The sequence below is a fragment of the Phocaeicola paurosaccharolyticus JCM 15092 genome, from assembly GCF_000613805.1.
GTDB lineage: Bacteria > Bacteroidota > Bacteroidia > Bacteroidales > Bacteroidaceae > Phocaeicola > Phocaeicola paurosaccharolyticus.
On sequence record NZ_BAJR01000003.1, the window covers coordinates 71,139 to 96,431 of the forward strand.

17 protein-coding genes and 1 pseudogene are annotated in these 25,293 nt (G+C 37.5%); 13 read left to right on the top strand and 5 right to left on the bottom strand.

All coding sequences use genetic code 11. The features are described from left to right. The first annotated feature begins 145 nt into the window (after positions 1-145). From JCM15092_RS02710 to rhaM, 4 genes and pseudogenes are all read left to right on the top strand, one after another. Complete coding sequence (locus JCM15092_RS02710) at positions 146-1,744, top strand: rhamnogalacturonan acetylesterase (RefSeq protein ID WP_235782256.1); 1,599 nt, start codon at positions 146-148, stop codon at positions 1,742-1,744. A gap of 33 nt (positions 1,745-1,777) precedes the next feature. Then, complete coding sequence (locus JCM15092_RS02715; RefSeq protein ID WP_024993310.1) at positions 1,778-5,053, top strand: exo-rhamnogalacturonan lyase family protein; 3,276 nt, start codon at positions 1,778-1,780, stop codon at positions 5,051-5,053. 66 nt (positions 5,054-5,119) lie between these two features. Continuing rightward, entirely contained in the window at positions 5,120-6,493 is a 1,374-nt protein-coding gene (locus JCM15092_RS02720) for a glycoside hydrolase family 88/105 protein (protein ID WP_408636483.1), read from the top strand. A 30-nt stretch (positions 6,494-6,523) separates the two neighbouring features. Continuing rightward, positions 6,524-6,837, top strand: a pseudogene (gene rhaM / locus JCM15092_RS14715) (L-rhamnose mutarotase). Between the two features lie 78 nt (positions 6,838-6,915). Here the strand turns inward: rhaM and JCM15092_RS02730 are convergent. The 5 genes from JCM15092_RS02730 to rhaB form a co-directional block, all read right to left on the bottom strand. Then, a complete protein-coding gene (locus tag JCM15092_RS02730; protein WP_024993312.1) occupies positions 6,916-7,830 on the bottom strand; it encodes an AraC family transcriptional regulator in 915 nt (304 codons plus the stop codon). A gap of 121 nt (positions 7,831-7,951) precedes the next feature. Further along, on the bottom strand, positions 7,952-8,761 hold the full coding sequence (gene rhaD, locus JCM15092_RS02735) for a rhamnulose-1-phosphate aldolase (protein WP_024993313.1): 810 nt from the start codon (positions 8,759-8,761) through the stop codon (positions 7,952-7,954). A 9-nt stretch (positions 8,762-8,770) separates the two neighbouring features. Continuing rightward, positions 8,771-9,781 carry an L-rhamnose/proton symporter RhaT gene (rhaT, locus tag JCM15092_RS02740; protein WP_024993314.1) on the bottom strand — a complete coding sequence of 337 codons (1,011 nt, stop codon included), beginning with the start codon at positions 9,779-9,781 and terminating at the stop codon, positions 8,771-8,773. 12 nt (positions 9,782-9,793) lie between these two features. Further along, on the bottom strand, positions 9,794-11,044 hold the full coding sequence (locus JCM15092_RS02745) for an L-rhamnose isomerase (protein WP_024993315.1): 1,251 nt from the start codon (positions 11,042-11,044) through the stop codon (positions 9,794-9,796). Between the two features lie 30 nt (positions 11,045-11,074). Then, positions 11,075-12,553, bottom strand: coding sequence for a rhamnulokinase (rhaB, locus tag JCM15092_RS02750; RefSeq protein WP_024993316.1), 1,479 nt, complete (start codon positions 12,551-12,553; stop codon positions 11,075-11,077). A 275-nt stretch (positions 12,554-12,828) separates the two neighbouring features. On the opposite strand from rhaB, the gene JCM15092_RS02755 reads away from it, so the two are divergent. From JCM15092_RS02755 to proC, 9 genes are all read left to right on the top strand, one after another. After that, complete coding sequence (locus JCM15092_RS02755) at positions 12,829-15,204, top strand: glycoside hydrolase family 31 protein (protein ID WP_024993317.1); 2,376 nt, start codon at positions 12,829-12,831, stop codon at positions 15,202-15,204. A 119-nt stretch (positions 15,205-15,323) separates the two neighbouring features. Continuing rightward, positions 15,324-17,849: a glycoside hydrolase family 9 protein gene (locus JCM15092_RS02760; RefSeq protein ID WP_024993318.1), complete on the top strand. Its 2,526-nt coding sequence runs from the start codon at positions 15,324-15,326 to the stop codon at positions 17,847-17,849. After that, positions 17,839-19,722 (top strand): putative glycosyl hydrolase, encoded by a 1,884-nt coding sequence (locus tag JCM15092_RS02765; protein WP_024993319.1) that lies wholly within the window; start codon positions 17,839-17,841, stop codon positions 19,720-19,722. The genes JCM15092_RS02760 and JCM15092_RS02765 overlap by 11 nt, the downstream gene beginning before the upstream one ends. 108 nt (positions 19,723-19,830) lie before the next feature. Continuing rightward, on the top strand, positions 19,831-20,304 hold the full coding sequence (gene argR, locus JCM15092_RS02770) for an arginine repressor (RefSeq protein WP_024993320.1): 474 nt from the start codon (positions 19,831-19,833) through the stop codon (positions 20,302-20,304). A gap of 28 nt (positions 20,305-20,332) precedes the next feature. Further along, positions 20,333-20,887: a GNAT family N-acetyltransferase gene (locus JCM15092_RS02775; protein WP_024993321.1), complete on the top strand. Its 555-nt coding sequence runs from the start codon at positions 20,333-20,335 to the stop codon at positions 20,885-20,887. A 12-nt stretch (positions 20,888-20,899) separates the two neighbouring features. After that, positions 20,900-22,105: an argininosuccinate synthase gene (locus JCM15092_RS02780; protein ID WP_024993322.1), complete on the top strand. Its 1,206-nt coding sequence runs from the start codon at positions 20,900-20,902 to the stop codon at positions 22,103-22,105. A gap of 2 nt (positions 22,106-22,107) precedes the next feature. Continuing rightward, positions 22,108-23,076 (top strand): N-acetyl-gamma-glutamyl-phosphate reductase, encoded by a 969-nt coding sequence (gene argC, locus JCM15092_RS02785; RefSeq protein WP_024993323.1) that lies wholly within the window; start codon positions 22,108-22,110, stop codon positions 23,074-23,076. Positions 23,077-23,150: 74 nt separating this feature from the next. After that, positions 23,151-24,272: an aspartate aminotransferase family protein gene (locus JCM15092_RS02790; RefSeq protein WP_024993324.1), complete on the top strand. Its 1,122-nt coding sequence runs from the start codon at positions 23,151-23,153 to the stop codon at positions 24,270-24,272. 68 nt (positions 24,273-24,340) lie between these two features. Next, the gene (proC, locus tag JCM15092_RS02795; RefSeq protein WP_024993325.1) at positions 24,341-25,114 is read left to right on the top strand and encodes a pyrroline-5-carboxylate reductase; all 774 of its coding nucleotides are present in this window, start codon (positions 24,341-24,343) and stop codon (positions 25,112-25,114) included. Positions 25,115-25,293 lie beyond the last annotated feature (179 nt).

The window sequence follows — 25,293 nt, forward strand, 5'->3', positions numbered from 1 at the left end:
CGATATAACATTAATATGAATAATTATCTATTCATATATAATTGTATCTCTTCTATCTTTGAGTATTGATATATTCTATATCCTTTCTAATAGAAAAAAGATGAAATACATACAGAAGATTATGTGCTTACTTTTTATCACTATAATGATACAAGAGGTAAATGCACAACAAAAAATAAATGCTCCAGTAAAAGATGTAAATGGAGTTATTGATAATACTTTAGATAGCCTAAATATAGCACTTACATCTCGTCCTCAATCAGGCTCTTCCAGAAAAGGAGATAATCCTGTCCTGTTTCTTGTAGGTAACTCGACTATGCGTACCGGAACTCTTGGAAATGGTAATAATGGTCAGTGGGGATGGGGATTCTTTGCTCATGAATACTTTGACGAGGATAAGATTACAGTAGAGAATCATGCGTTGGGTGGAACAAGTAGCCGTACTTTCTATAATAAATTATGGCCAGATGTTCTAAAAGGTATCCGTAAGGGCGATTGGGTAATAATCGAATTGGGACATAACGATAACGGACCATATGATAGTGGAAGAGCAAGAGCTTCAATACCTGGAATCGGTAAGGAATATCTTGATGTCACAATCAAGGAGACCGGCGTTAAAGAGAGAGTATATACTTATGGAGAATATATGCGCCGTTTCATAAGTGAAGTGAAGAAAAAAGGGGCTCATCCAATACTTATGTCGCTTACTCCACGAAATGCATGGGAGGATAAGGATAGCACAATCATTACACGTGTTAACAAGACTTTCGGACTATGGGCTAAACAGGTTGCTAAAGCAGCAAAAATTCCATTTATCGATCTGAATGATATCTCTGCCAGAAAGTTTGAGAAGTTTGGTAAGAAGAAGGTTCAGTATATGTTCTATATTGATCGTATTCATACAAGTGCTTTCGGTGCAAGAGTGAATGCTGAGTCGGCTGCTGAGGGAATAAGAAACACAAAAGGATTAAAGTTAGCCAATTTCCTAAAGCCAGTCCAAGTGGATAGTGTCATAGGAAAAAGCCGCAAGAAAGGTTGTCCAATACTCTTCACTGTTGGTGATAGCACTGTGAAAAATCAAGATAAAGATGAGAATGGCCAATGGGGATGGGGAAGTGTAATATCTGAACTTTTCAATACATCCAAAATAACTGTTGAAAACCATGCAATGGCCGGCAGAAGCGCACGCACTTACCTTGATGAAGGAAGATGGGACAAAGTATATAATGCCTTGCAACCTGGCGACTTTGTCTTAATACAATTCGGACATAACGATGTGGGAGATATAAATATAGGTAAGGCACGAGGAGAACTTACCGGATCTGGTGATGAGAGTAAGGTGTTCAAGATGAGTAATACAGGCAGATACCAGGTGATTTATACCTTTGGATGGTATTTGAGAAAATTCATTATGGATGTTCAAGAAAAAGGTGCCACACCTATTGTTCTTAGTCATACTCCACGCAATATATTCGACTCAGGCAAGATTGAGCGTAACAGTGGCTCTCTTGGAAAATGGACTAAAGATGCAGCTGAATCAACTGGAGCATATTATATAGATTTGAATAAGATATCTGCTGATAAGCTTCAGAAGATAGCTGATGAAGATGGTCTAAAGAAATTGGGAGAGTACTTTTGTAAAGATCATACTCATACATCTATTAAAGGTGCACATTTGAATGCTCAGGGAATAGCAGAAGGTCTAAAGGATGTCAACTGCCCTTTGAAAGAGTACTTAAAGTGACCTAAACAATATCTTCTATAAATGAGAGTTATTATGAGAAACATATTTATTTTCCTTACTCTTATGCTATCTGTGAATGCTGTAGCTCAGAGTGGTAAAATCTCCGGATTAAATTCTAGGGAGTTTAATAAATATTGGAAAGTTGAATCAGAATCACCTCTTTATAAGGTTACTTTCAAAGGAGATACTGCAGATATCATCTCTCCAAAAGGACTGACTCTCTGGAGAAAGGAGAAGCTGAGAAGTGATATTATCATTGAATATGATGCATGTGTGGCTATTGAATCAGAGGGTGATCGTTTAAGTGATTTGAACTGCTTTTGGATGGCATCTGATCCCAAGAGTCCCGAATCAATATGGAAAAGAGAAAAATGGCGCAGAGGAATTTTTGAGAGATGTTATTCGCTTCAGCTATATTATCTGGGATATGGAGGAAATAATAATACTACCACACGTTTTCGCAGATATCAAGGTAATGAGGAGGGGGTAAAAGATCCGAAATGTCGTCCCTCTATCATTAAGGAGTATAAGGATGATTCGCATCTGCTAAAGCCGAATCATTGGTATCATATTAAGATAATGAACCGTAATAACAGAGTGAGTTTCTTTATTGATGGTAAATGTATTGTGGATTATAATGATGCCAAACCTCTTAAAGAGGGATGGTTTGGATTTAGAACTACACTTTCGCACACTAAGATAACAAACTTCAGGTACTCTATAGAGCAAAAAGGGAAACTAAACATTCCGCTGAACTGGATAGGTAATAGTCCGAAAAAAGATAAACCGGTAAGTTTTGGAGTTCCCTTTGACAAAGGCGAACTGTCAACCAACGAGAATCTATCTCTTATCTCAAGCGATAGTAAAAACATACCTGTGGATATGTGGCCATTAGCTTATTGGCCTGATGGCTCTGTGAAATGGTGCGGAATAGCAGCTGTTATTCCTAAAGGAACATCCAGTATATCTTTGGCGAAGAGTGAGAAGAAGAGGTCGTCGAAAAAACAGAATGCTGGTAAAAAACTTCAAATAAATGAGACTCCTGCATCCATTAAGATATCTACTGGAGAGGTTATCGCATATATATCTAAGAGTGGTAAATTCTTTATCGACAGCCTTTTCTATAAAGGGGTGAAAGTCGGTGAGAAGGCAAGAGTGATATGCGGAACTCAGAGCGAACCTGTTTCTGAAAACTCTGGCAATGTGATTTATGATAATTACGAAAGTCAGATAAAGAAAATCACCATAGAGCGTGCCGGTGATATACGTGCATTAGTTAAGTTCGATGGTATCCTTAAGAATCAGAAAGGCCGTGAATGGCTACCTTTTACTATCCGTGCCTATTTCTATGGTGGCAGTGGTGAGATAAAGATAGTCCATAGCTTGGTTTTTGATGGAGATCAGAATAAGGATTTTATCCGTTCACTTGGTATAAGATTTGATGTACCTATGCGCGAGGCTTTATATAACCGTCATGTGGCTTTCTCATGTTCCGATGGCGGCGTGTGGAGTGAACCTGTGCAACCACTTATCGGTAGACGTATACTGACATTGGATGGCTATGGCCCATTGCAGAAGATGCAGATGAGTGGTGAGCGTATCCCTGATTACGAAAAATTTGATGCAAAGAACCGCTCATTATTGGATAACTGGGCATCATGGGATAGCTATCGTCTTTCACAACTTAATGCAGATGCTTTCACTATACGTAAGAGAACGAATGGCAATAACCCATGGATAGGAACTTTCTCAGGAACACGTAGCAATGGATATGCTTTTGTTGGTGATGTAACAGGAGGATTGTCTGTCGGATATAAAGATTTCTGGCAATCATATCCATCATCAATAGAGATAACAAATACGAATTCAGATAAGGCCTCGTTGACTGCATGGCTATGGAGTCCGGAAGCTGAGCCTATGGACCTTCGCCATTATGATAATGTAGCTCATGATCTTAATGCCAGCTATGAAGATGTTCAGGAAGGACTTAGTACACCATACGGCGTAGGCCGTACATCTACTATTACTATAATGCCTCAATGTGGGTATAAGGGCAAAGAAGATTTTGCACAACAAGCAGAGGAGTATTCTGAGACATCTGTTTTGATGCCAACAGCTGAGTATCTTCATGACAAGCAGGCATTCGGTATATGGAGCCTTCCTGATAGGAAAACTCCTTTTAGAGAGAAAATCGAAGATAGATTGGACTTCTTTATAGAGTACTATAAGAAAGCAATTGAAGAGAATAAGTGGTATGGCTTTTGGAACTATGGTGATGTTATGCATACCTATGATCCGGTACGTCACACCTGGTTATATGATGTGGGTGGCTATGCATGGGATAATACAGAGTTGGCTACCAATATGTGGATATGGTATAGCTTCTTGCGTACAGGTCGTGCTGACATATGGAAGATGGCTGAGGCTATGAGCCGTCACACATGTGAAGTCGATGTTTATCACTTGGGTCCTAATGCCGGATTGGGTAGTCGTCATAATGTAAGCCATTGGGGATGCGGTGCAAAGGAGGCTCGTATTAGCCAGGCTGCATGGAATAGGTTCTATTACTATCTTACCACTGATGAAAGAAGTGGAGATTTGATGAGCGAAGTTAAAGATGCAGATCAGAAACTATATACTCTCGATCCAATGCGTCTTGCTCAGCCAAGAAGTCAATATCCATGCACAGCACCGGCTCGTCTTAGAATTGGACCGGATTGGTTGGCATATGCAGGCAATTGGATGACAGAGTGGGAGCGTACTAGGGATAATTCATATCGCGACAAGATCTTGGCTGGAATGAAGAGCATCGTTGCTTTACCAAGTAAAATATTCACAGGACCATTGGCATTAGGCTATGATCCTAAGACAGGAATAATTACAAGTGAATGCGATCCAAAGCTTCAGTCAACAAACCACCTCATGACAATAATGGGAGGTTTCGAGATTATGAACGAGATGATCAAAATGGTTGATTACCCTGAATGGAACAGTGCATGGCTGGAGTTCACAGCTAACTACAAGGATAAAGCCTTTAAAATAAATAGAAATAGATTCCGTATATCTCGTCTTCTGGGCTATGCTGCATATCATAACAGCGATACACAGATGGCTCACGAAGCTTGGAGTGAGATGATGCCTGAGAAAGATGGCAAACCTCTTCGTATCTATTCATCAAAGAAGATATTGCCACCTGAGGTTCCATCTCCTATAGATGAGTGCATAGGTATAAGTACAAATGATGTCGCAACTTGGGGACTTGATGCTATATATCTGCAGGAAGTGGTTCCTATGGATGACTGGAAATAAAGGAAATGTATTACTAACATATATAATATGAAAAAGAGAATTAAGATTCTGAATATTATAGCTTTAATGCTATTTGTTACAACTGCTAGTATTCATGCGCAGAAAAAGAATGAGCCAATTAATGATTCAAATACTCCATTACATCTGCTTAAGCCGGATTATAATGTACCATATAGAGTATTAACCAAAGAAGATATTAAGGTTGATATTGACCGCATCCTACACTATCTTGAATCATGCACTCCAACAAAAGTTGTGGATAAGAGAGATGGTAAAGTTATAGAGAATTATAAAAAAATAGATGAAAATTCTCAGCTTGAAAGAGGAACATTCCGTTTAGCAAGTTATGAGTGGGGTGTGACCTACTCAGCTATGCTCTCTGCAGCACAGATTACAGGTGACCAAGCTTATTATAAATATGTAACCGATCGTTTCTCTTTCCTATCAAAAGTGGCTCCATACTTTAATAAACTTCTTAAGGATGGTAAAGCTATTGATTCTCAGATGAAACAGATTCTTGCTCCTCATGCTTTGGATGATGCAGGAGCTGTTTGTGCTTCTATGATAAAACTACAGCAGAACGATAAGTCTCTAGATCTCTCAGCACTTATCAATAACTATATGGATTTTATAGTTAATAAAGAGTACAGACTTTCTGATGGTACTTTTGCACGTACTCGTCCACAGTATAATACTGTTTGGCTTGATGATATGTTTATGGGAATACCTCCTGTAGTACAATTTTCAAATATGGCCGATGGTGAAAAAGACAAATATCTCTCAGAAGCAGTGAAGCAAGTTCTACAGTTTTCTCAACGTATGTGGGTTCCCGAGAAGAACCTCTTCCGCCATGGATGGGTTGAAGGTATGAAACAGCATCCTGCATTCTTCTGGGGAAGAGCTAATGGATGGGCACTGTTGACTATGTGTGAGGTGTTGGATGTACTTCCTGAGAATTATCCTCATAGAGGAGAAATTATGGAATTGTTTAGAAAACATGTGGCAGGTTTGGCAGCTTTGCAAAGTGGTGAAGGATTATGGCATCAGTTGCTTGATCGTAATGACTCATATCTGGAAACCTCTGCTACTGCAATATATGTATATTGTATTGCCCATGCAATCAATAAGGGATGGATTGATGCTATGGCATATGGTCCTGTAGCCCACTTAGGATGGAATGCTATTAGCACTAAGATAGACTCAAAAGGTCATATCAGTGGTATATGTGTGGGAACAGGAATGGCTTATGATCCTGCATTCTACTATTATCGCCCTGTAAATGAATATGCAGCACATGGTTATGGACCTGTAATTTGGGCAGGTGCCGAGATGATAAATCTGGTCAACAATCAACATCCAAAGATGAATGATAGTGCTGTGATGTATTATCAGAATGAGCAGAAGACTACTGAGCCAATATTCCACGTGACAGATAAATAAATATTTATAACATAATTAAGGAGAAACAGTATGAAACGTGAAGCTTTTAAAATGTTCTTGAAACCAGGATTTGAACAGGAGTATAAGAAAAGACATGCCGCAATTTGGCCTGAGCTAAAGAAGATGCTTTCTGATGGTGGAGTGTATGACTACTCAATCTATTGGGATGAGGAGACAAATATACTATTTGCATGCCAGAAGACTAAGGGTGATGAATCATCACAGGACATGGGAAACAATCCTATCGTTCAGAATGGTGGGACTATATGGCTGACATAATGGAGGTAAATCCAGATAATTCACCTGTTACTATCCCATTACCAGAGATGTTTCATATGGATTAACGATATAGTATTTTAGTATTTTAGGTTAGGGTAATACGGTTCATGATAAGTCTTTATGACTTTAGTGAATCGTATTTTTTACTCCTCATCCAACTTCTTTGGACATTTGCCTATATTCCTATACTCTGATGGAGTCATCATAGTGCTCTTCTTAAATACAGAAAAGAAATGCTCTGTAGAAGAGTAATTTAATTTATAGCATATCTCTTTTATAGGAAGAGATGTTTCAACAAGAAGTTGTTTTGCTTTCCTTATCTTAAGTTCCTGAAAATATTTAGCAGGAGCATAACCTGTGTACTCTTTGAAGACCTTCCTGAACCAAGAATAGCTAATGTTAAGTTTAGTCGCTATCTCTTTAGCGTCGATCTCCTTCTCTATATTTTCACGCATTATAATCTTTGAACACTCAATCTTCTGAGCTGCTTTGTTCATCTCATACTTCTGATTGTTGGATATGTATATTATCTCTCCAATGATATGTAGTATAATACCTGAAATGCACTGCTGCGAGAAACTCTTATCCGATTCAGCCACTTCAAGTGCTTTGGAAAAGAGAGAAACGATATCTTCGTTTATTCCTAATGAGACGACCTGATTCTCTTTACTTATGAATGAGTTGCTGAATAAATTATCTGCAATAGTTCCTTTAAATCCTATGTAGTATTCATTCCATCCTGTCTCCATATTAGGAGAATAACTATGCCACTGGCCAGGAAATAAAATGAGAAGAGTACCCTTTTCTATCTCTGATTCCGGTGTCGTCTCACTATGAAATGTGCCTTTCCCTTTTGTGATATATACAAGTTGGTATTCATTAAGCACTCTCCCTTGTTGAGGAGAGAAATAGTAAGAGTCCGGATGGTTCTTAGGGGGATATATGCCTCCAGCCTCAATAGACTGAAATCCTACAGTGTTAACAGAGAGACCGAAGTTACAGTCTCGCTCACTTACAATTAGGTATTTAAATTCCGTTGCGTGTTTGTTGTAGTGCATACAATAGTATTTATCATTAGGATAAACAAATATATTGTTTTTTATTGAAGATGAACAGAAAAATCCCACTATAACATAAATAATTGTGTTATAGTGGGATAGGTGAAAAATAAAAAGTTCGTTATTTAGGTAAGTTGAAAGCTATTGAAAGTTCTTTCATCTGTTCGTCGCTCATTCCTTCAGGCTCAAAGCCCATGTTCTTTGCAGCTATGTAGATAAGTGCAGACTTGTTGAGTACGTCTACCTGGTCGAATGCTTCGAAAATGTCTGTTGATACGGAACAAACTCCATGTTTTTCCCATAAGACAACATCATAATCATTCAACTCTTCAACAGTCTTAGTAGCCAACTCTGTACCGCTAGGCATCTTATATTCTACAATACCTAATCCTCTTGGACAGAATGCTTTTGTCTCAGGAATCATGCTCCAAAGAATCTTAGTAAGCACATCTTTCTCTAAAAAGCTTCTCTTATGACTCATTGCTACAAGTTCAATAGGATGAGTGTGCAATGAAGCCTTGTAGTTATTGCCTTTACTAATCATATCCGAATGCATAAGCAGATGTGATGCTATTTCAGATGTTGGTTTTATAGGATTATCTGCAATTACTTCATAATTCTCTCCATCATCACAAATTCTAACGAATGAGCCATTCTCCATAGGTTTTCTAGCGAGATCTCTCATTCTTTTGTTTGTACCTTTGCAGAAGAAATAGCAACCTGCTAGATTAGGGAGTTTGAATCCAAAGCCACTCTTGGGTGCAATAGAAGGCATATTCTTTATCTCTTCATCTACATATTCAGTCACATTGACTACAATATTTCCTCCGTTTCTCTCAGCCCAACCTTTTTGCCATAAATATCCTGCAACTTCGGCTACCTTATCTATCTCTTCTTTTAAAAGAGGGCGATCATTTAATATTGATTTCATCATATATCTCTATTTTAATAATTCTGGTAAGAAACATGAAACAACAAGTACTACCAATCCTGTTACAAGCACAATAATTGTTTTACTATTGCATCCTTTCCACTCTTTCAATATTATTCCCCATACATTTGAGAATGTTACATTCAGTGACATTAGTATACACCACGAGAATGTTAGGAGAGTGGCTGATGAAGCTAGGAATCCTTTGCCAAGACTTAATCCGAAGAACTGACTATACCACAACAATCCGGCAAGAGCACAGAATAGGAGATTATTTGATAAGATTGAAGTCTTACCATAGTCACTCCATGTATGGTTCTTTGAATTCTGATAGATACAGTATAATGCATTAGTAAGAAAACCTCCTGTAGTCACCATAAGTGTGGCAGGTAGAGTTTTATAGATGGCATCAGTGCTCTCGAAACATAATGGCTCTCCAAATCCAAGTCCTATGCTGAAGCATGCACTCATAAATCCGGCAAGCAAAGCAACTATCATACCTTTTGTGAAATTGAAATCCTTCACAGCCTTTTTCTTCTCCTCATCACTAAGTGTTGAGGATTTCATACTTCCTGCATAACCAATTATGGCAATACCTACCAATGTTACAGCAACACCTACAATAACAGCAGTGGTAAGCTCATTAGCTTTTCCTGTAAATATTGGGGTGAGGATTGTACCCAAACCTGCACAAGTGCCTAATGCTATAGACTGGCCTAATGCAACACCAAGATATCTCATTGAGAGTCCAAAAGTCAAACCTCCTACGCCCCATAGAACTCCAAAGAATAGAGACCATAAAGTAGCAGTCGGGTTCTGAATGTAAATATCAAAGAGTGAAGCTCCTTGTGGCACTGCCAACAAGGCTCCAAGAAATGGGAATATAAGCCAGGCAAATACTCCTTGTACCATCCAATATGATTCCCAACTCCATGATTTTATCTTGTTTATTGGGACATAACAGCTGGATTGACAGAATGCTCCGATGGCAATAATTAATAAACCAATTATCAACTCCATAACAGTGTGGATTTATCGTTTAGAAGTTACTTCAGTTTCATATTTTTCTATCTCAGCGATAAATTCTTCGCCAACAGGAACATTATTCTTATAGCAGAACATATCCCATACAGCATTCCAAGGAAGTGACTTGCTCTCTTCAAGAAGTGCAAGACGTTGGAATCCTTTATCTTCTGCTTCATATTTTCTTAATGTATTCAATGGCTCAAGAAGTGCCTGACACATACATTTCTGTGTAGCTCTACTACCAATGACATAAGCACCGATTCTGTTAATTGATGCATCGAAGTAGTCAAGACCGATATGAACTTTATTAAGAGCATCACATCTTACTATCTCTTTGCAAAGATCAAGAGTGTCATCATTTAATATTGTTACGTGGTCTGAATCCCATCTTACAGGACGGCTTACATGTAACATCAACTCTGGAACAAAGAGAAGTAGAGAAGAAACTTTATCAGCTACACTCTCTGTTGGGTGGAAGTGACCTGTATCTAAAGTTATAATCTTATTGTTCTTAGATCCATATCCTACATAGAAATCATTTGAACCAACAGTATAGCTCTCAAGACCAATACCGAATACTTTTGATTCAATGCAATCCTTCATCATATCATATTTCTTCTCAAAGATATTATCAAGAGAGTCTTTAAGAAGAGCACGGTATTTCATTCTGTTTACAGTGATATCCTTGCTACCATCGTGTACCCAGATATTCATAATACATGGATCATTCTGGTATTCACCTATCTTCTGAGCTATCTCACGACAACGTTTTGTATGCTCGATCCAGAAATTGCGGATAGACTCATCTGGATTTGATAATGATAGGTTGCCTGATTTTGGATGAGAGAAAGATGTTGAGTTAAAGTCCAATTTTAAATTGTTTTCTTTAGCCCACTGCATCCAGCTATCAAAGTGCTTTGGCTCTACCTGGTCTCTGTCGACAAACTCACCTTTGAAATCACCATAAATTTCATGTAGGTTTACGCGGTGGTTACCTGGTATAAGTGATGCAGCCTTTTTGATATCTGCTCTTACCTCATCTATGTTACGTGCTTTGCCTGGGTAGTTACCTGTTGCCTGGATACCTCCTGTGAGTTCTCCTTTTGATTCAAAACCTGTAACATCGTCGGCTTGCCAACAGTGGAGAGATAGTTGAACTTTCTGTAACTTCTCCATTACCTCTTCAACATTGATACCAACTGCTTGGTAACGTTCAATAGCAATTTCGTATGCTTTTGTTATTGATGCTTCTTTCATTTGTAGTTTTATTTTTGGTTATTAAATTTATTAGATATCGTTTCTAAATAATGTTAGGTATTTATCATATGCTTTTCCCCATAACTCACCATCTTCAGGTTGATATGCGACTGTATCAATAGAATCTTTTATAAGCGTTCTCATAGATTTGATGTCGCTTACAATTCCTGAACTCATAGCTTGTATCATTATATTTCCTATAGCAGTAGCTTCACTTGGCCCGGCTACAACTTCAATACCTAGGGCATTGCTTGTTAACTGGTTTAATAGAGCATTCTTTGAACCTCCGCCTATGATGTGAAGTACATTAATCTCTTTTCCTGATAGGTTAGTAAGAGTTGTAAAGACCTGTCTGTATCTTAGTGCTAGTGACTCGAATATACAACGTGTTATTTCCCCATAAGTGGTAGGAACAGGTTGCGATGTTTGCTTGCAGTAACTCTTTATAGCATCGATCATCGATGATGGATTAGCAAAACAAGGAGAGTCCGGATTTATAATATATTTAAATGGCTCAGCTTTAAGTGCAGCATCAATAAGCTCAGGGTAAGAATAGTTATGTTCTTTCTCCCATTCTGCTCTGCATCTCTCCAAAAGCCACATGCCACATATATTCTTTAGGAATCTTATTGTACCCTGAATACCTCCTTCATTTGTGAAGTTTTCTTTGAAGCTATTCTCATTTATTATAGCATCAGAGTTTTCTATACCCATAAGACTCCATGTTCCTGAACTGAGGTATGCAAAATGATCATCTTTAGCTGGCACTGCAGCAACAGCAGAAGCTGTATCGTGACCTGCAACGGCTATTACAGGTATATCCGACAATCCGGTGATTTCTTGTACTTCTTTACTTAGGTTGCCTATTATATGTCCCGGGAAAACAATAGGTGCGAATTTATCTTTGCTAATACCTATTTCATTAAGCAACTCTTCATCAAACTCTCTCTTATTGGCATTTAGCATCTGTGAGGTGGATGCGATTGTATATTCAGTAACCATTTTGCCGGTAAGCAGATATGAGAGCGCATCAGGCATGAACAGAATCTTATCTGAAGCTTCCAAAGCTTGGCAGTTTCTTTGTTTTTGAGCAAAAAGTTGGAATAGAGTATTGAAGTTCATTATCTGGATACCTGTGTTTCCATAAACCTTCTCTTTACTAACCTTTTTAAATAGCTGGGCAGGAGAATCTATAGTACATGGATCCCTATATGAGTATGGATTTGATAAAATCTCACCATTCTTATCAATAAATACAACATCTACTCCCCAAGTATCAATACCTATAGAGCTAATCTCAATATTCTCTTTTGATATTATTTTTAATCCGTTTAGTATTTCATGGTATAGTGCTAGAATATCCCAATAGAAGCGGTTGCATGATTGAATGATATGATTGGGAAATCGTGTGATTTCTCTAAGTTCAATCTTCTGATCGATAACTTTTCCTAATATTGTACGGCCACTGGTCGCACCTAGGTCTACTGCAAAAAAATATGTGTCTTTCATCTATCTATTAATGGTATATAATTGGTTTAATCAAAGATATACTCTCTTAAATCAAAGGATATTCTCATTTTGATAATAAAACTATACTTTTTGATTCTATTACTTAATGTATAACTATGTTTCACATATAAACATGGTTTACAAATGAATATAACTATGATATATGTACTAAAATGAAACAAACAGATACCATATCTGAATCTTTTGATATACATTAGTTATCTAAGAATAAAATATCTTTATTATCCAATATTATATACTTTAAATTAATTATTATGAAAAAAGCATTTTTAGCTGTGGCTCTCCTTATGTTTGCTTCGGGCGACTTATTGAGCCAGCCACAATATAATCAAGGCTCTCTATATCTGATGAATCAGTCATTGGATATGAGTGCAGATTTCCATGATATGAGTAACACGCTATTCTTCGCTGATCATCTTGACTCTTTTGATGCGAAAAGTGGGGAGGGAATGCTTAACTGGAAAAGAGGACGTCTTGTTCCTAGGCAGGCATTTAATACAAACTGTTCACAGCCTCAGAAGTTGCAGATGCTTGATTTCCCAAATACAGCATATGTGAACGACCCCAATCTAAAGTTTACTATAGAATTTATAACTCCTCGTACTGCCAGAATAAAAGTTTTCACAACAATTGTTGAGCCTAAAAAGAGTGAGTCGGTTATGTTGGTAAAGGAGCCTGGTAAAGATAATAGTTGGAAGGTCAGTGAATCAGCCGATAAGATAGTCTATTCAAGTTCTTACGGAACGATTCAGATAAATAAAAATCCATGGAGAATAGTTCTGAAAGATAAATCAGGAAGGGTACTTAGCCAGACTGCAACATTGAGTGATGCTGACTCTACTCAGGTAAAGTATACTCCTTTCTCATTCATCAAGAGAGGCACAGATAATGCCCGTCGTATTAATCCTGTATTTACTTTGGCTGCTAATGAGATGATTTTTGGTTGTGGTGAATCTGCGACTGGACTAAATAAGGTCGGACAAAAGTTGAATCTGTTTGTAACAGACCCTCAAGGACCTGAGACTGATCAGATGTATAAGCCTATACCATTTTTTATGAGTAGTCGTGGATATGGAATGTTTATGCATACATCTGCTCCTGTTACCTGCGATTTTGGTGCGTCATATATAGGCTTGAACAAACTATTTATGGGTGATGAGAACCTTGACCTATTCATCTTTTTCGGAGAACCGAAAGACATTCTAAATGAGTATACTGAACTTGTTGGTAAACCAGGCATGCCTCCATTGTGGTCATTTGGTACATGGATGAGCCGTATTACCTATTTTAGTGAAAAGGAGGGATATGAAGTTGCTGCAAATATCAGAAAGAACAAATATCCTTGTGATGTAATTCATTTTGATACAGGATGGTTTGATGTTGACTGGCAATGTGACTATAAGTTCTCAAAGAACCGTTTCCCTAATCCTGAGAAGATGCTTAGTGATTTCAAAAAGGATGGTTTCCATGTATGTCTATGGCAGTTGCCATATTTTACACCTAAGAACAGCTACTTCCAGGAGTTGATAGATAAGAATATGTATGTTAAGAATGGAAATGGAGAACTCCCATATGAAGATGTTGTCCTTGATTTTTCAAACCCTGAAACAGTAAAATGGTATCAGGATAAATTGGCTGGTCTTCTTAAAATAGGAGTTAGTGCCATAAAGGTTGATTTCGGTGAAGGTGCTCCACTAAATGGAATATATGCATCAGGAAAGAGTGGATGGTATGAACATAACCTATATCCATTAAGATATAACAAAGCAGTAGCTGATATAACAAAGGACCTACATAATGAAAATATAATGTGGGCACGTTCTGCTTGGGCAGGATCTCAGCGTTATCCTTTACATTGGGGCGGTGATGCTGCAACAACTAATACCGGTCTATTGGGAACTCTTAGAGAAGGTCTCTCTTTTGGACTATCAGGATTCTCTTTCTGGAGTCATGACATGGGAGGTTTTGTTACATCTACTCCTGAAGATCTATATTGCCGTTGGTTACCATTTGGATTCTTGACTTCTCATACACGTGCACATGGAGCACCTCCAACAGAACCATGGTTATATGACAGCAAACGTGTTCAGGATACTTTCAGAAAGAGTGCAGAGATGAAATACCAATTGATGCCGTATGTGTATGCACAGGCTAAAGAGTGTACAGAAAAGGGACTTCCAATGCTTAGAGCACTGTTTATTGAATTCCCTGATGATCCGGGTGCATGGAAGATTGAGGATGAATATATGTTTGGTTCACAAATATTTGTAGCTCCTTTGATGGAATCAGGTATAAATGAACGTGTTGTATATCTACCTAAAGGAAAATGGATTGATTATCATGATGGAAAGGTTTACAATAGTGGCTGGAATACAATAAAAGCAGGAACTTTACCTATTATAATGCTTGTTCGTGACGGCTCTGTTCTACCTCATATTAAATTGGCTCAATCGACTTCAGAAATGGATTGGAGTAAGATAAATCTAAAGGTCTATTGTGTTGAAAAGAAGAGTGCGGAAGGACTATTATTCCTACCTTCAGATAGCAAAACACAAAGTATAAAGGTAAACTATGAACAAGGAAAGCCTGTATTATCAGGCAATGTTACAGGAACAAAGGTTAGCTTTTAATTTGTAACTTATATCTATCCCCCCTTCTCATGGGGGGATAGAAAATCCCTTTGAAATCCTCTTGAGATTACTGACAGATGCTGATTTATAATTGATATAATATAAATCCAATTAAAGTTATGAGGAATATCGCAATTGCTGTTGTGGCATTTTGTAGTATCACAATCCAAGCACAAGATTTTAAAATCAATTCTTCTGGATATTTTCAGAATTATGGAGCAAATGTAATGTTATTTAGTGATGTCTATCCAGAGGGGCATCAAGGTGGATTAACATTGGTACTGAATGGAAACCGTAAGGCTTCTAATGGTGATGTACGATTTGAGATATCTCCAGGACAGTGGCAAGCTCTTCCTAAAATAAGAGAGAGAGTGGTGGATGTTGAGAACAATGAGATTACTGTAAAATTAAGTTATCCCGATTCAACAAGACATCTTTCAGGCTTTAACCCCACAATATATCCTGATTTTGCATTTAACTATACCATAAAGGTAAAAGGAGAGAAAGATTATTTGGTACTGACAGTGGATCTTGATAAACCTGTACCTGAATCTTTTGCTGGGAAACTTGGATTCAACATTGAACTTGTTCCGTCAACTCTATTAGGCAGACCATGGTTGATGGATAATAATAGCGGAATTTTCCCTCATCAGGCTACAGGACCTACAATGAAGCAGAACTCCAATATTGAGCATATTGGAAACTTTAACTCTAAAGGGAAGGCTGATCTGAACCAGTTGCTACTGGACAAGAGTATATACAATCCTATGATTGCCGATGATATTGTATCTGCTCCTTTTGCAAAAGGTAAAAAGTTTGTGCTTAATCCTGACGATGAACTCTCCAAAATAACTATTGAAAGTGAAAAAGGTGATTTATCATTATATGATGGACGTATAAATCATAATAATGGTTGGTTTATTCTTAGAAGTGAATTCCCTGTAGGAGCTAAGGATGGAGCTGTTAAATGGATTATTCGTCCTTCTGTAGATAAAAAGTGGTACTATTCTCCGGTAGTCCAGACTTCACAAGTAGGGTATCATCCTGACCAGAAAAAGGTATCTGTCATAGAGTTGGACAGCCGTACATCTGATTTTAAGGATGTTGCTTTATACAAGATTGATGCGGATGGTCAGAAATTGGTTAAGGAGGGAAGAGCAAAAGATTGGGGTGCTTTTTTACGATATCATTATATTCAATTTGATTTCTCAGAGGTTAAAGGAGATGGACTATATAAGGTTGTTTATGATGGTAGTGAATCTCCAGTCTTTAGAATAGCAAAAGATGTGTGGACTAAAGGTATATGGCAGACTGAAGTAGAGTATTTTTTACCAATACAGATGTGCCATATGCGAGTGAATGAGAAGTATAGAGTTTGGCATGGGGCTTGCCATAATGATGATGCCCGCATGGCAAAAACAGATATTAATCATATTGATGGATATACACAAGGAACTTCTACACTATGTAAATATCAACCAGGTGAAATAGTACCGGGACTAAATGTTGGAGGATGGCATGATGCAGGTGATTACGATTTAAGAATAGAGTCACAGTCTTCAGAGGCTTATGTACTTGCAATGGCTTATGAAAACCATGGAGCTTACTGGGATGAGACAGCTATTGATTTCGATAAGAAGATTGTAGAAATGCATCAACCGGATGGAAAGAATGATATTTTACAGCAGGTTGAAAATGGTGCAATGACTATTGTTGCCGGTTGGAAAGCTTTGGGAAGATTATACAGAGGTATAATTTGTCCTACAGTAAGGCAATATGTACATTTAGGTGATGCTGTAACTGAAACTGACAATATTATAGGCAATGATGATGACCGTTGGGTATTTACAGAAGACAATCCAGGACGGGAGTTTCAGGTTGCTGCACAACTTGCCGGAATATCTCGAGCTTTGAAGGGATATAATGATTCTCTTAGTGATGAGTGCCTCAACATATCACGTTCTATTTTTGACAGAACACGATCGGATAGCAATTGGATCATGACAAATAAGATACATGCTGCCGTAGAACTTTATCTTGCCACTAAAGAGCGAAATTATAGGGACTTTGTATTAGCACAGGAGAACTTTATCTGTAATAACATTAACCAAACAGGTTGGTTTATAGGGCGATTTGATAAAGCAGCAGGAGATAAGAAATTCAGTAAGGCTATACGTAAAGCTTTACCAAAGTTACGCGAGATGTATATTGCTAATGAGAATAAAACTCCGTACGGAGTTCCTAATGATAGGGGTAATACTACGTCAGGCTCCTGGGAACCTCAGGGACTGGCATACAACTACTGCTTTTTGCATGATTCATATCCAGATATATTTGAGCCTGATTATATATTCAATGCTGTTCAGTATCTTCTAGGTATGCATCCAGGACGCAATCAATCCTCTTTTGTAACGGGTGTTGGATCTGAAACCATGAAGCAGGCATATGGTGTGAATAGAGCTGAATGGTCGTATATTCCTGGTGGAGTATCACCAGGTACAAACCTTATTCGTCCGGATTTACCGGAACTTCTACGCTTCCCTTATCTTTGGCAAGAAGGAGAATATTGTATGGGTGGTCATACTACTTGGTTTATGTATATGGTATTAGCAACAAATAAAATATTGAATGGAGATGAAAAATAGAAGTATATTATTTAAGTTTGGTATTGTAACTATTCTATTATTTACAATTATGTGTCAATCAGCTTATTCCAAAGCTTATAAGAACTTTAAAGTATCTGTTTATGTACGTGCTTATGAAGTTGAAAAGATGAAAGATCTTCAGTGGCTGGAATCTTCATGGAATATTATTTCTCAGCAACTTGATGTTGATAAAGTATATCTTGAAACTCATCGTGATTTGTTGATTGTAGATGATGCTACACTCAATCAGGCAAAGAAATTTTTCAAAGACCATGGTATTGAGACTGCAGGAGGCATAACATATACAATAGATGAGTCAAACAGTTTTGAAACATTCTGCTACTCTAATCCGGAACATAGAGAGAAGGTTCGTGAAATAGCTGAGCATACAGCTAAGCATTTTGATGAATTTATATTGGATGATTTCTTTTTTACAAGTTGCAAATCGGATATTGAGATAAAAGCAAAGGGAAATCAAAGTTGGAGTGAATATAGGCTTAAACTGATGAATGAGGCAGGACGTGATTTGGTCTTAAATCCTGCAAAGAAGGTTAATCCTAAAGTGAAAGTAATAATTAAATATCCTAACTGGTATGATCACTTTCAAGGTTTGGGATTTAATCTTGAAAAAGGGCCTCAGATGTTCGATGGAATGTGGACCGGTACAGAAACTAGAGACCCAGGGGGCAATCAGCATCTTCAGAATTATTTGAGTTATAATATTATCAGATTCTTTAACAACCTACGCCCGGGATATAATGGTGGAGGATGGGTTGATTCAGGAGGTCTAAATTTGGGTATGGATAGATATGCTGAGCAGCTGCATCTTACCATGCTTGCTAAAGCACCTGAAATAATACTATTTGCATTCAATCAATTATTGGATATTAAGTTATCCCCTAAATTTAATACTCCTTGGCAAAGTCCGGGGACAAGCTTCGACTATTCCAAAGTAACTGCGCCTATAAAGAAGAACGGGGAGACTGTTGAACCTACTACAATGGCTCGTATAGCAGATGTAGTCTTGAAACAGACCGATAAAATTGTTGGCAAACTTGGTAACCCAATAGGTATCAAATCATATAAACCTTTTCATTCTAATGGAGATGATTTCCTTCAAAATTATTTAGGAATGATAGGCCTGCCTATGGATATATATCCAACATTTCCTGAAGACCAGAAAGTAGTCCTGTTGACAGCTCAAGCTGCAAAAGACAGTATTATAGTTGATAAGATCAAGAAACAGCTGCAAAGGGGAGGTGATGTTGTTGTGACAACAGGATTGTTAAAGTCTATTCCTGATAAATTATCTGAGATATCAGAGTTACGTTGCAATGACTTGAAAGCTTTGGTAAATGATTTTGGATATTATGGAAAGAGCGAGAGAGATCTGCTTATTCCGCAAGTATTATACTATACAAATGATGCTTGGGAAATGGTAAGTGCAGGACGACCTTTGGTGGGAGGAGTATCTGGATTCCCTATTCTTTTAAGAGCACCATATTCTTCTGGAAATATGTATGTTCTTACTATACCAGATGATTTGGGAAATCTCTATGATTACCCTAGAGAGGCGTTGACTGAAATTCGTCGTATCTTATCAAAAGATAGCGGTATTTATTTAAATGCTCCATCTAAGGTTGCACTATTCCTATATGACAACAATACTTTGTTAGTTGAGAACTTTAATGATGAACCTGTTGAAGTTAGTATTATTACAAAAAAAGGAATTGATAACATGATAGATTTAGAGGATGATAAGATCTTAAAACCAATTCCACTAAACGTTCCATTTAGTAGAGCCAATGTTTCGCCACAGCAATCATTTAACTTATCGTTGTTACCCCATTCATATAAAGCTTATAAATATTGATATTCGGTATAAAAATTCGCATAAAAGTGAATAAATATATCTGTTAATCTTGCAGATATTCAAATTATATGTAATTTTGTAGTCGATTTTAAGAATAATTATACAGATATGAAAAGTAAGAATAGTAGACTGGATGCAATCAAAATTATTATTTCAAAGAATGAGATAGGTAGTCAGGAAGAATTGTTGCAAGCTTTATCAAAAGAAGGATTTAGTTTGACACAAGCTACATTGTCTAGAGACCTGAAGCAATTGAAAGTAGCTAAAGCCGCTAGTATGAATGGTAATTATGTTTATGTATTGCCAAACAATACAATGTATAAACGTATGACCGATCCCAAGCATGATAATGATAATTTGATTCATAACGGATTTATCTCTATTGAGTTTTCTTCAAACATAGCTGTAATAAAGACACGCCCAGGATATGCAAGTTCTTTAGCATACGATATTGACAACAAAAATTTTGACGAAATACTTGGTACGATTGCAGGAGATGATACGATATTACTTGTAATACGTGAAGGTTATAGCCATAGTTCAATAAAAGAGGCATTGTCGCTGATAATTCCTAGTTTTTGAAAATACAATTTTTTAGCTTAAGATATAAATGGATAATAAACAGATTGATGTGATGGTCGCAGACGCATCGCATGAAATATATGTCGATATAATTCTGGATACAATTAAAGAAGCTGCTAAGGTTCGTGGTACAGGTATTGCAGAACGTACTCATGAATATGTTGCAACAAAGATGAAAGAGGGGAAAGCTATTATTGCTCTTAGTGGTGATGCTTTTGCTGGTTTCACATATATAGAATCATGGGGAAACAAGCAATATGTAGCAACTTCCGGACTTATTGTACATCCCGATTTTAGGGGATTAGGCCTTGCTAAAAGAATTAAGCAGGCTTCATTCCAACTAGCTAGACTGCGATGGCCTAACGCTAAGATTTTCTCACTGACAAGTGGAGCGGCTGTGATGAAAATGAATACTGAACTTGGATACGTTCCTGTTACATTCAATGAACTAACAGATGATGACGCTTTTTGGAAAGGATGTGAAGGTTGCATAAACCACGATATCCTGAAAGCTAAGAATCGCAAGTTTTGTATCTGTACAGCTATGCTTTTCGATCCGTCAATACATTCTGATAAAAAATAAAAAAATATAGATATGGAAAACAAGAAAAAAGTAGTCGTTGCATATAGCGGCGGTCTTGATACATCATACACTGTAATGTATCTTTCTAAAGAGAAAGGATACGAAGTATATGCTGCTTGTGCAAATACAGGTGGCTTTAGCGCTGAACAGCTTAAGAAAAATGAGGAGAATGCCTATAAACTAGGTGCAAAAAAATATGTTACTATTGACGTAACTCAGGAGTATTACGATAAGAGTTTGAGATATATGGTATACGGAAATGTGCTTCGTAATGGTACATATCCTATCTCTGTAAGCTCTGAACGTATCTTCCAGGCATTAGCCATAGCACGTTACGCTAATGAGATTGGTGCTGATGCAATAGCTCATGGCTCAACAGGTGCAGGTAATGACCAGATACGTTTTGACATGACTTTCCTTGTATTGGCTCCAGGTATAGAGATTATCACTCTTACTCGTGACAATGCTCTTAGCCGTAATGAAGAGATTGAATATCTAAAGAATAATGGTTTCGAGGCAGACTTCACTAAATTGAAGTATTCATATAATGTTGGCCTTTGGGGAACATCTATATGTGGAGGCGAGATCTTGGACTCTAAGCAGGGCCTTCCAGAATCAGCTTATCTTAAACAGGTTACTAAAACAGGTAGCGAAGAACTTAAACTTACTTTTGAAAATGGCGAACTTAAAGCTGTCAACGGAGAGGAGTTTGATGATCCTATTAAGGCTATCCTGAAAGTTGAAGAGATTGGTGCTGCATATGGTATCGGCCGTGATATGCACGTAGGTGATACTATCATAGGTATTAAGGGTAGAGTAGGCTTTGAGGCTGCTGCTCCTATGCTTATTATTGGTGCTCATCGTTTCCTTGAAAAATATACTCTCAGCAAATGGCAGCAGTACTGGAAAGATCAGGTTTCAAACTGGTATGGTATGTTCCTACACGAGAGCCAGTATCTTGAACCTGTTATGAGAGATATCGAAGCTATGCTTGAGGAATCTCAACGTAACGTAAACGGTACTGCAATTCTTGAACTACGTCCTCTCTCTTTTTCAACAGTGGGAGTTGATTCAAAGGATGATCTTGTTAAGACAAAATTCGGTGAATATGGTGAAATGCAGAAGGGATGGACTGCCGAAGATGCTAAAGGATTTATCAAAGTAACTTCAACACCTTTGCGTGTTTATTATAATAACCATAAAGACGAAAATATATAATCATGATTAAAGCGGGAATAATTGGTGGAGCAGGATATACGGCTGGTGAACTAATTAGAATTCTTCTGAATCATCCGGAAGTAGAGATAAAGTTTATTAATAGCAGCAGTAATGCAGGAAACAAGATTACTGATGTTCATGAGGGACTTTATGGTGAGACAGACTTACTATTTACAGATCAGTTGCCACTAGATGAAATTGATGTTCTCTTTTTCTGTACAGCACATGGAGATACAAAGAAATTCATAGAAAGCCATAACATTCCTGAAGATCTCAAAATTATTGACCTCTCAATGGATTATCGTCTGGAGAGTGATGACCATGATTTTATTTATGGATTGCCAGAACTTAACAGACGCATTATCTGCCAGAGTAAGCACGTTGCCAACCCTGGATGTTTCGCTACTTGTATTCAGTTGGGGTTGTTACCTCTAGCTAAGCATCTTTTGTTGAACGACGATGTAACTGTAAATGCTATAACAGGTAGTACAGGTGCGGGAGTTAAACCCGGAGCTACAAGCCATTTCAGCTGGAGAAATAATAATATGAGTATATATAAACCTTTCTGCCACCAACATGTGCCAGAGATAAAGCAATCTCTGAAACAGCTTCAGAATAGCTTTGACTCTGATATAGACTTCATACCTTATCGTGGCGATTTTCCACGCGGTATATTTGCTACATTGGTAGTGAAATGCAATATGGAACTGGAAGATGTTGTGAAACTATATGAAGATTATTATAGCAAAGACTCTTTCGTATTTATTATAGATAAGAACATTGACCTTAAACAGGTTGTCAATACAAATAAGGCTCTTATACATCTTGAGAAACATGGCAATAAACTGCTCATCGTTTCTTGTATAGATAATTTGCTCAAAGGAGCCAGCGGACAAGCTGTTCATAATATGAACTTAATGTTCAATCTTGAAGAAACAGTAGGCCTTAGACTGAAATCTTCGGCATTCTGATAAAATCAGATGAAGGTGTGTCGAGATTTTATCAGCTGACACACTTTCATTTTATAAATTTAAAAGTAGAAATTATGAAACTATTCGACGTATATCCACTATTCGATGTAAACATTGTTAAAGGAAAAGGATGCCATGTCTGGGATGATAAAGGCAATGAATATCTGGATCTTTATGGTGGCCATGCTGTTATCTCCATCGGTCATTCGCACCCACATTATGTTGAGGCTATAAGTAACCAGGTTGCACAACTTGGTTTCTATTCAAATTCAGTTATTAATAAACTTCAACAACAGGTAGCAAATCGTTTGGGAGAATTGAGCGGATACGACGACTATCAGCTTTTCCTTGTAAACAGTGGAGCTGAAGCAAATGAAAATGCACTAAAACTTGCATCTTTCTATAACGGAAGAAAACGAGTAATATCTTTTAATAAAGCTTTTCACGGACGTACTTCACTTGCCGTAGAAGTTACCGCAAATCCTAGTATAATAGCTCCTATCAATAACAATGGTCATGTGACATATCTTCCTTTGAATGATATAGAAGCTGTAAAATCTGAACTTATTGATGGGGATGTGTGTGCTGTAATTATTGAGGGTATTCAGGGAGTAGGAGGAATACGCGTACCTGAGGTTAAATTCCTGCAAGAGTTGAGCCGTATCTGTGAGGAGACAAACACAGTGCTTATACTCGATGAGATTCAGTCAGGTTATGGCCGTTCAGGTAAGTTCTTTGCTCATCAGCATGCAGGAATCCGTCCTGACATGATAACAGTAGCAAAAGGTATTGGTAATGGTTTCCCAATGTCAGGGGTTCTAATAAGCCCTAAATTCAAACCTGTCTATGGACAGCTTGGAACAACATTCGGAGGAAGTCATCTTGCTTGTACTGCAGCAACTGCTGTCCTTGATGTCATGAAGGATGAGAACCTTATAGAGAATGCCGCTAAAGTTGGTACACATCTTATTGCTGAACTGAAAAAGATAAGTCAGATAAAAGAGGTGAGAGGCGAGGGACTTATGATAGGTATGGAATTTGAAGAGCCTGTTAAGGAGTTAAGAAAAAGGTTACTCTTTGAAGAGAAAGTATTTACCGGAGTTAGTGGAACAAATGTAATACGTCTTCTTCCACCATTGTGTCTCTCTATGGATGAGGCTGACGACTTTCTAGGAAGATTAAAAAAATTACTATAAATATAAACAATAGTACCTTAGGCTTGTATATTTAATGAGTCATTAAGATATAAATAAATTCTGAAGATATGAAAGTAACAATAATTGGAGCTGGAAATATGGGCGGTGCAATTGCCCGAGGATTAGCACAAGGGAATATCGTTGCTACATCTGATATTACTGTATCAGATCCTACAACCGAAAAGTTAGAAGAACTGAAGGCTGAATATCCTGATATAAATGTTATTGCAGATAACTCAGAGGCTATAGAAGTTTCTGATATCATTATATTGGCTGTAAAACCTTGGTTGGTTAATCAAGTGCTTAGCATAATCAAACTCGCTCCAGAACAGGTACTGGTATCTGTTGCAGCAGGAGTTACATTCCAGAATATTGAAGAGAGTATAGGTTCAGGACAAACTATTTTCAGGTTGATACCGAATATTGCAATTAAATATCTTCAGAGTATGACTCTTATTGCAAGTCATAATGCAAGTAAGGAACAAGAAAAGTTCATTCTTGACATCTTTAATGAGATGGGACTCGCAATGATTGTTCCTGAGAGTCAGATGGCTGCAACAACAGCTCTTACATCTTGTGGAATAGCATATGTTCTGAAATATATTCATGCAGCCATGCAGGCAGGCATTGAACTCGGTATATATCCTAAAGATGCACAGAAGATGGTTGCACAATCTGTTAAGGGTGCTGCAGAACTTCTCCTCAATCAGGATACTCATCCTGCTGTAGAGATTGATAAAGTAACTACCCCTGGTGGAGTAACAATAAAGGGTATTAATGAGTTGGATCACTCCGGTTTTACTTCGGCTATAATAAAGGCTATGAAGGCAAGCGTGAAGTAGTTTTACTTATTATTCTTTTATATTCATCATTGATGTTTATATACACTTCAGCTGTGAAATATATGAATATCAATGATGTTTTTATTTTCCACAGCTGTGAAACCTTAATATCTTTGTATTAGATTCAGAAACTTTCTATGAATACTAAAAACTAAAACTTCTTTACCTGATGTAATGTA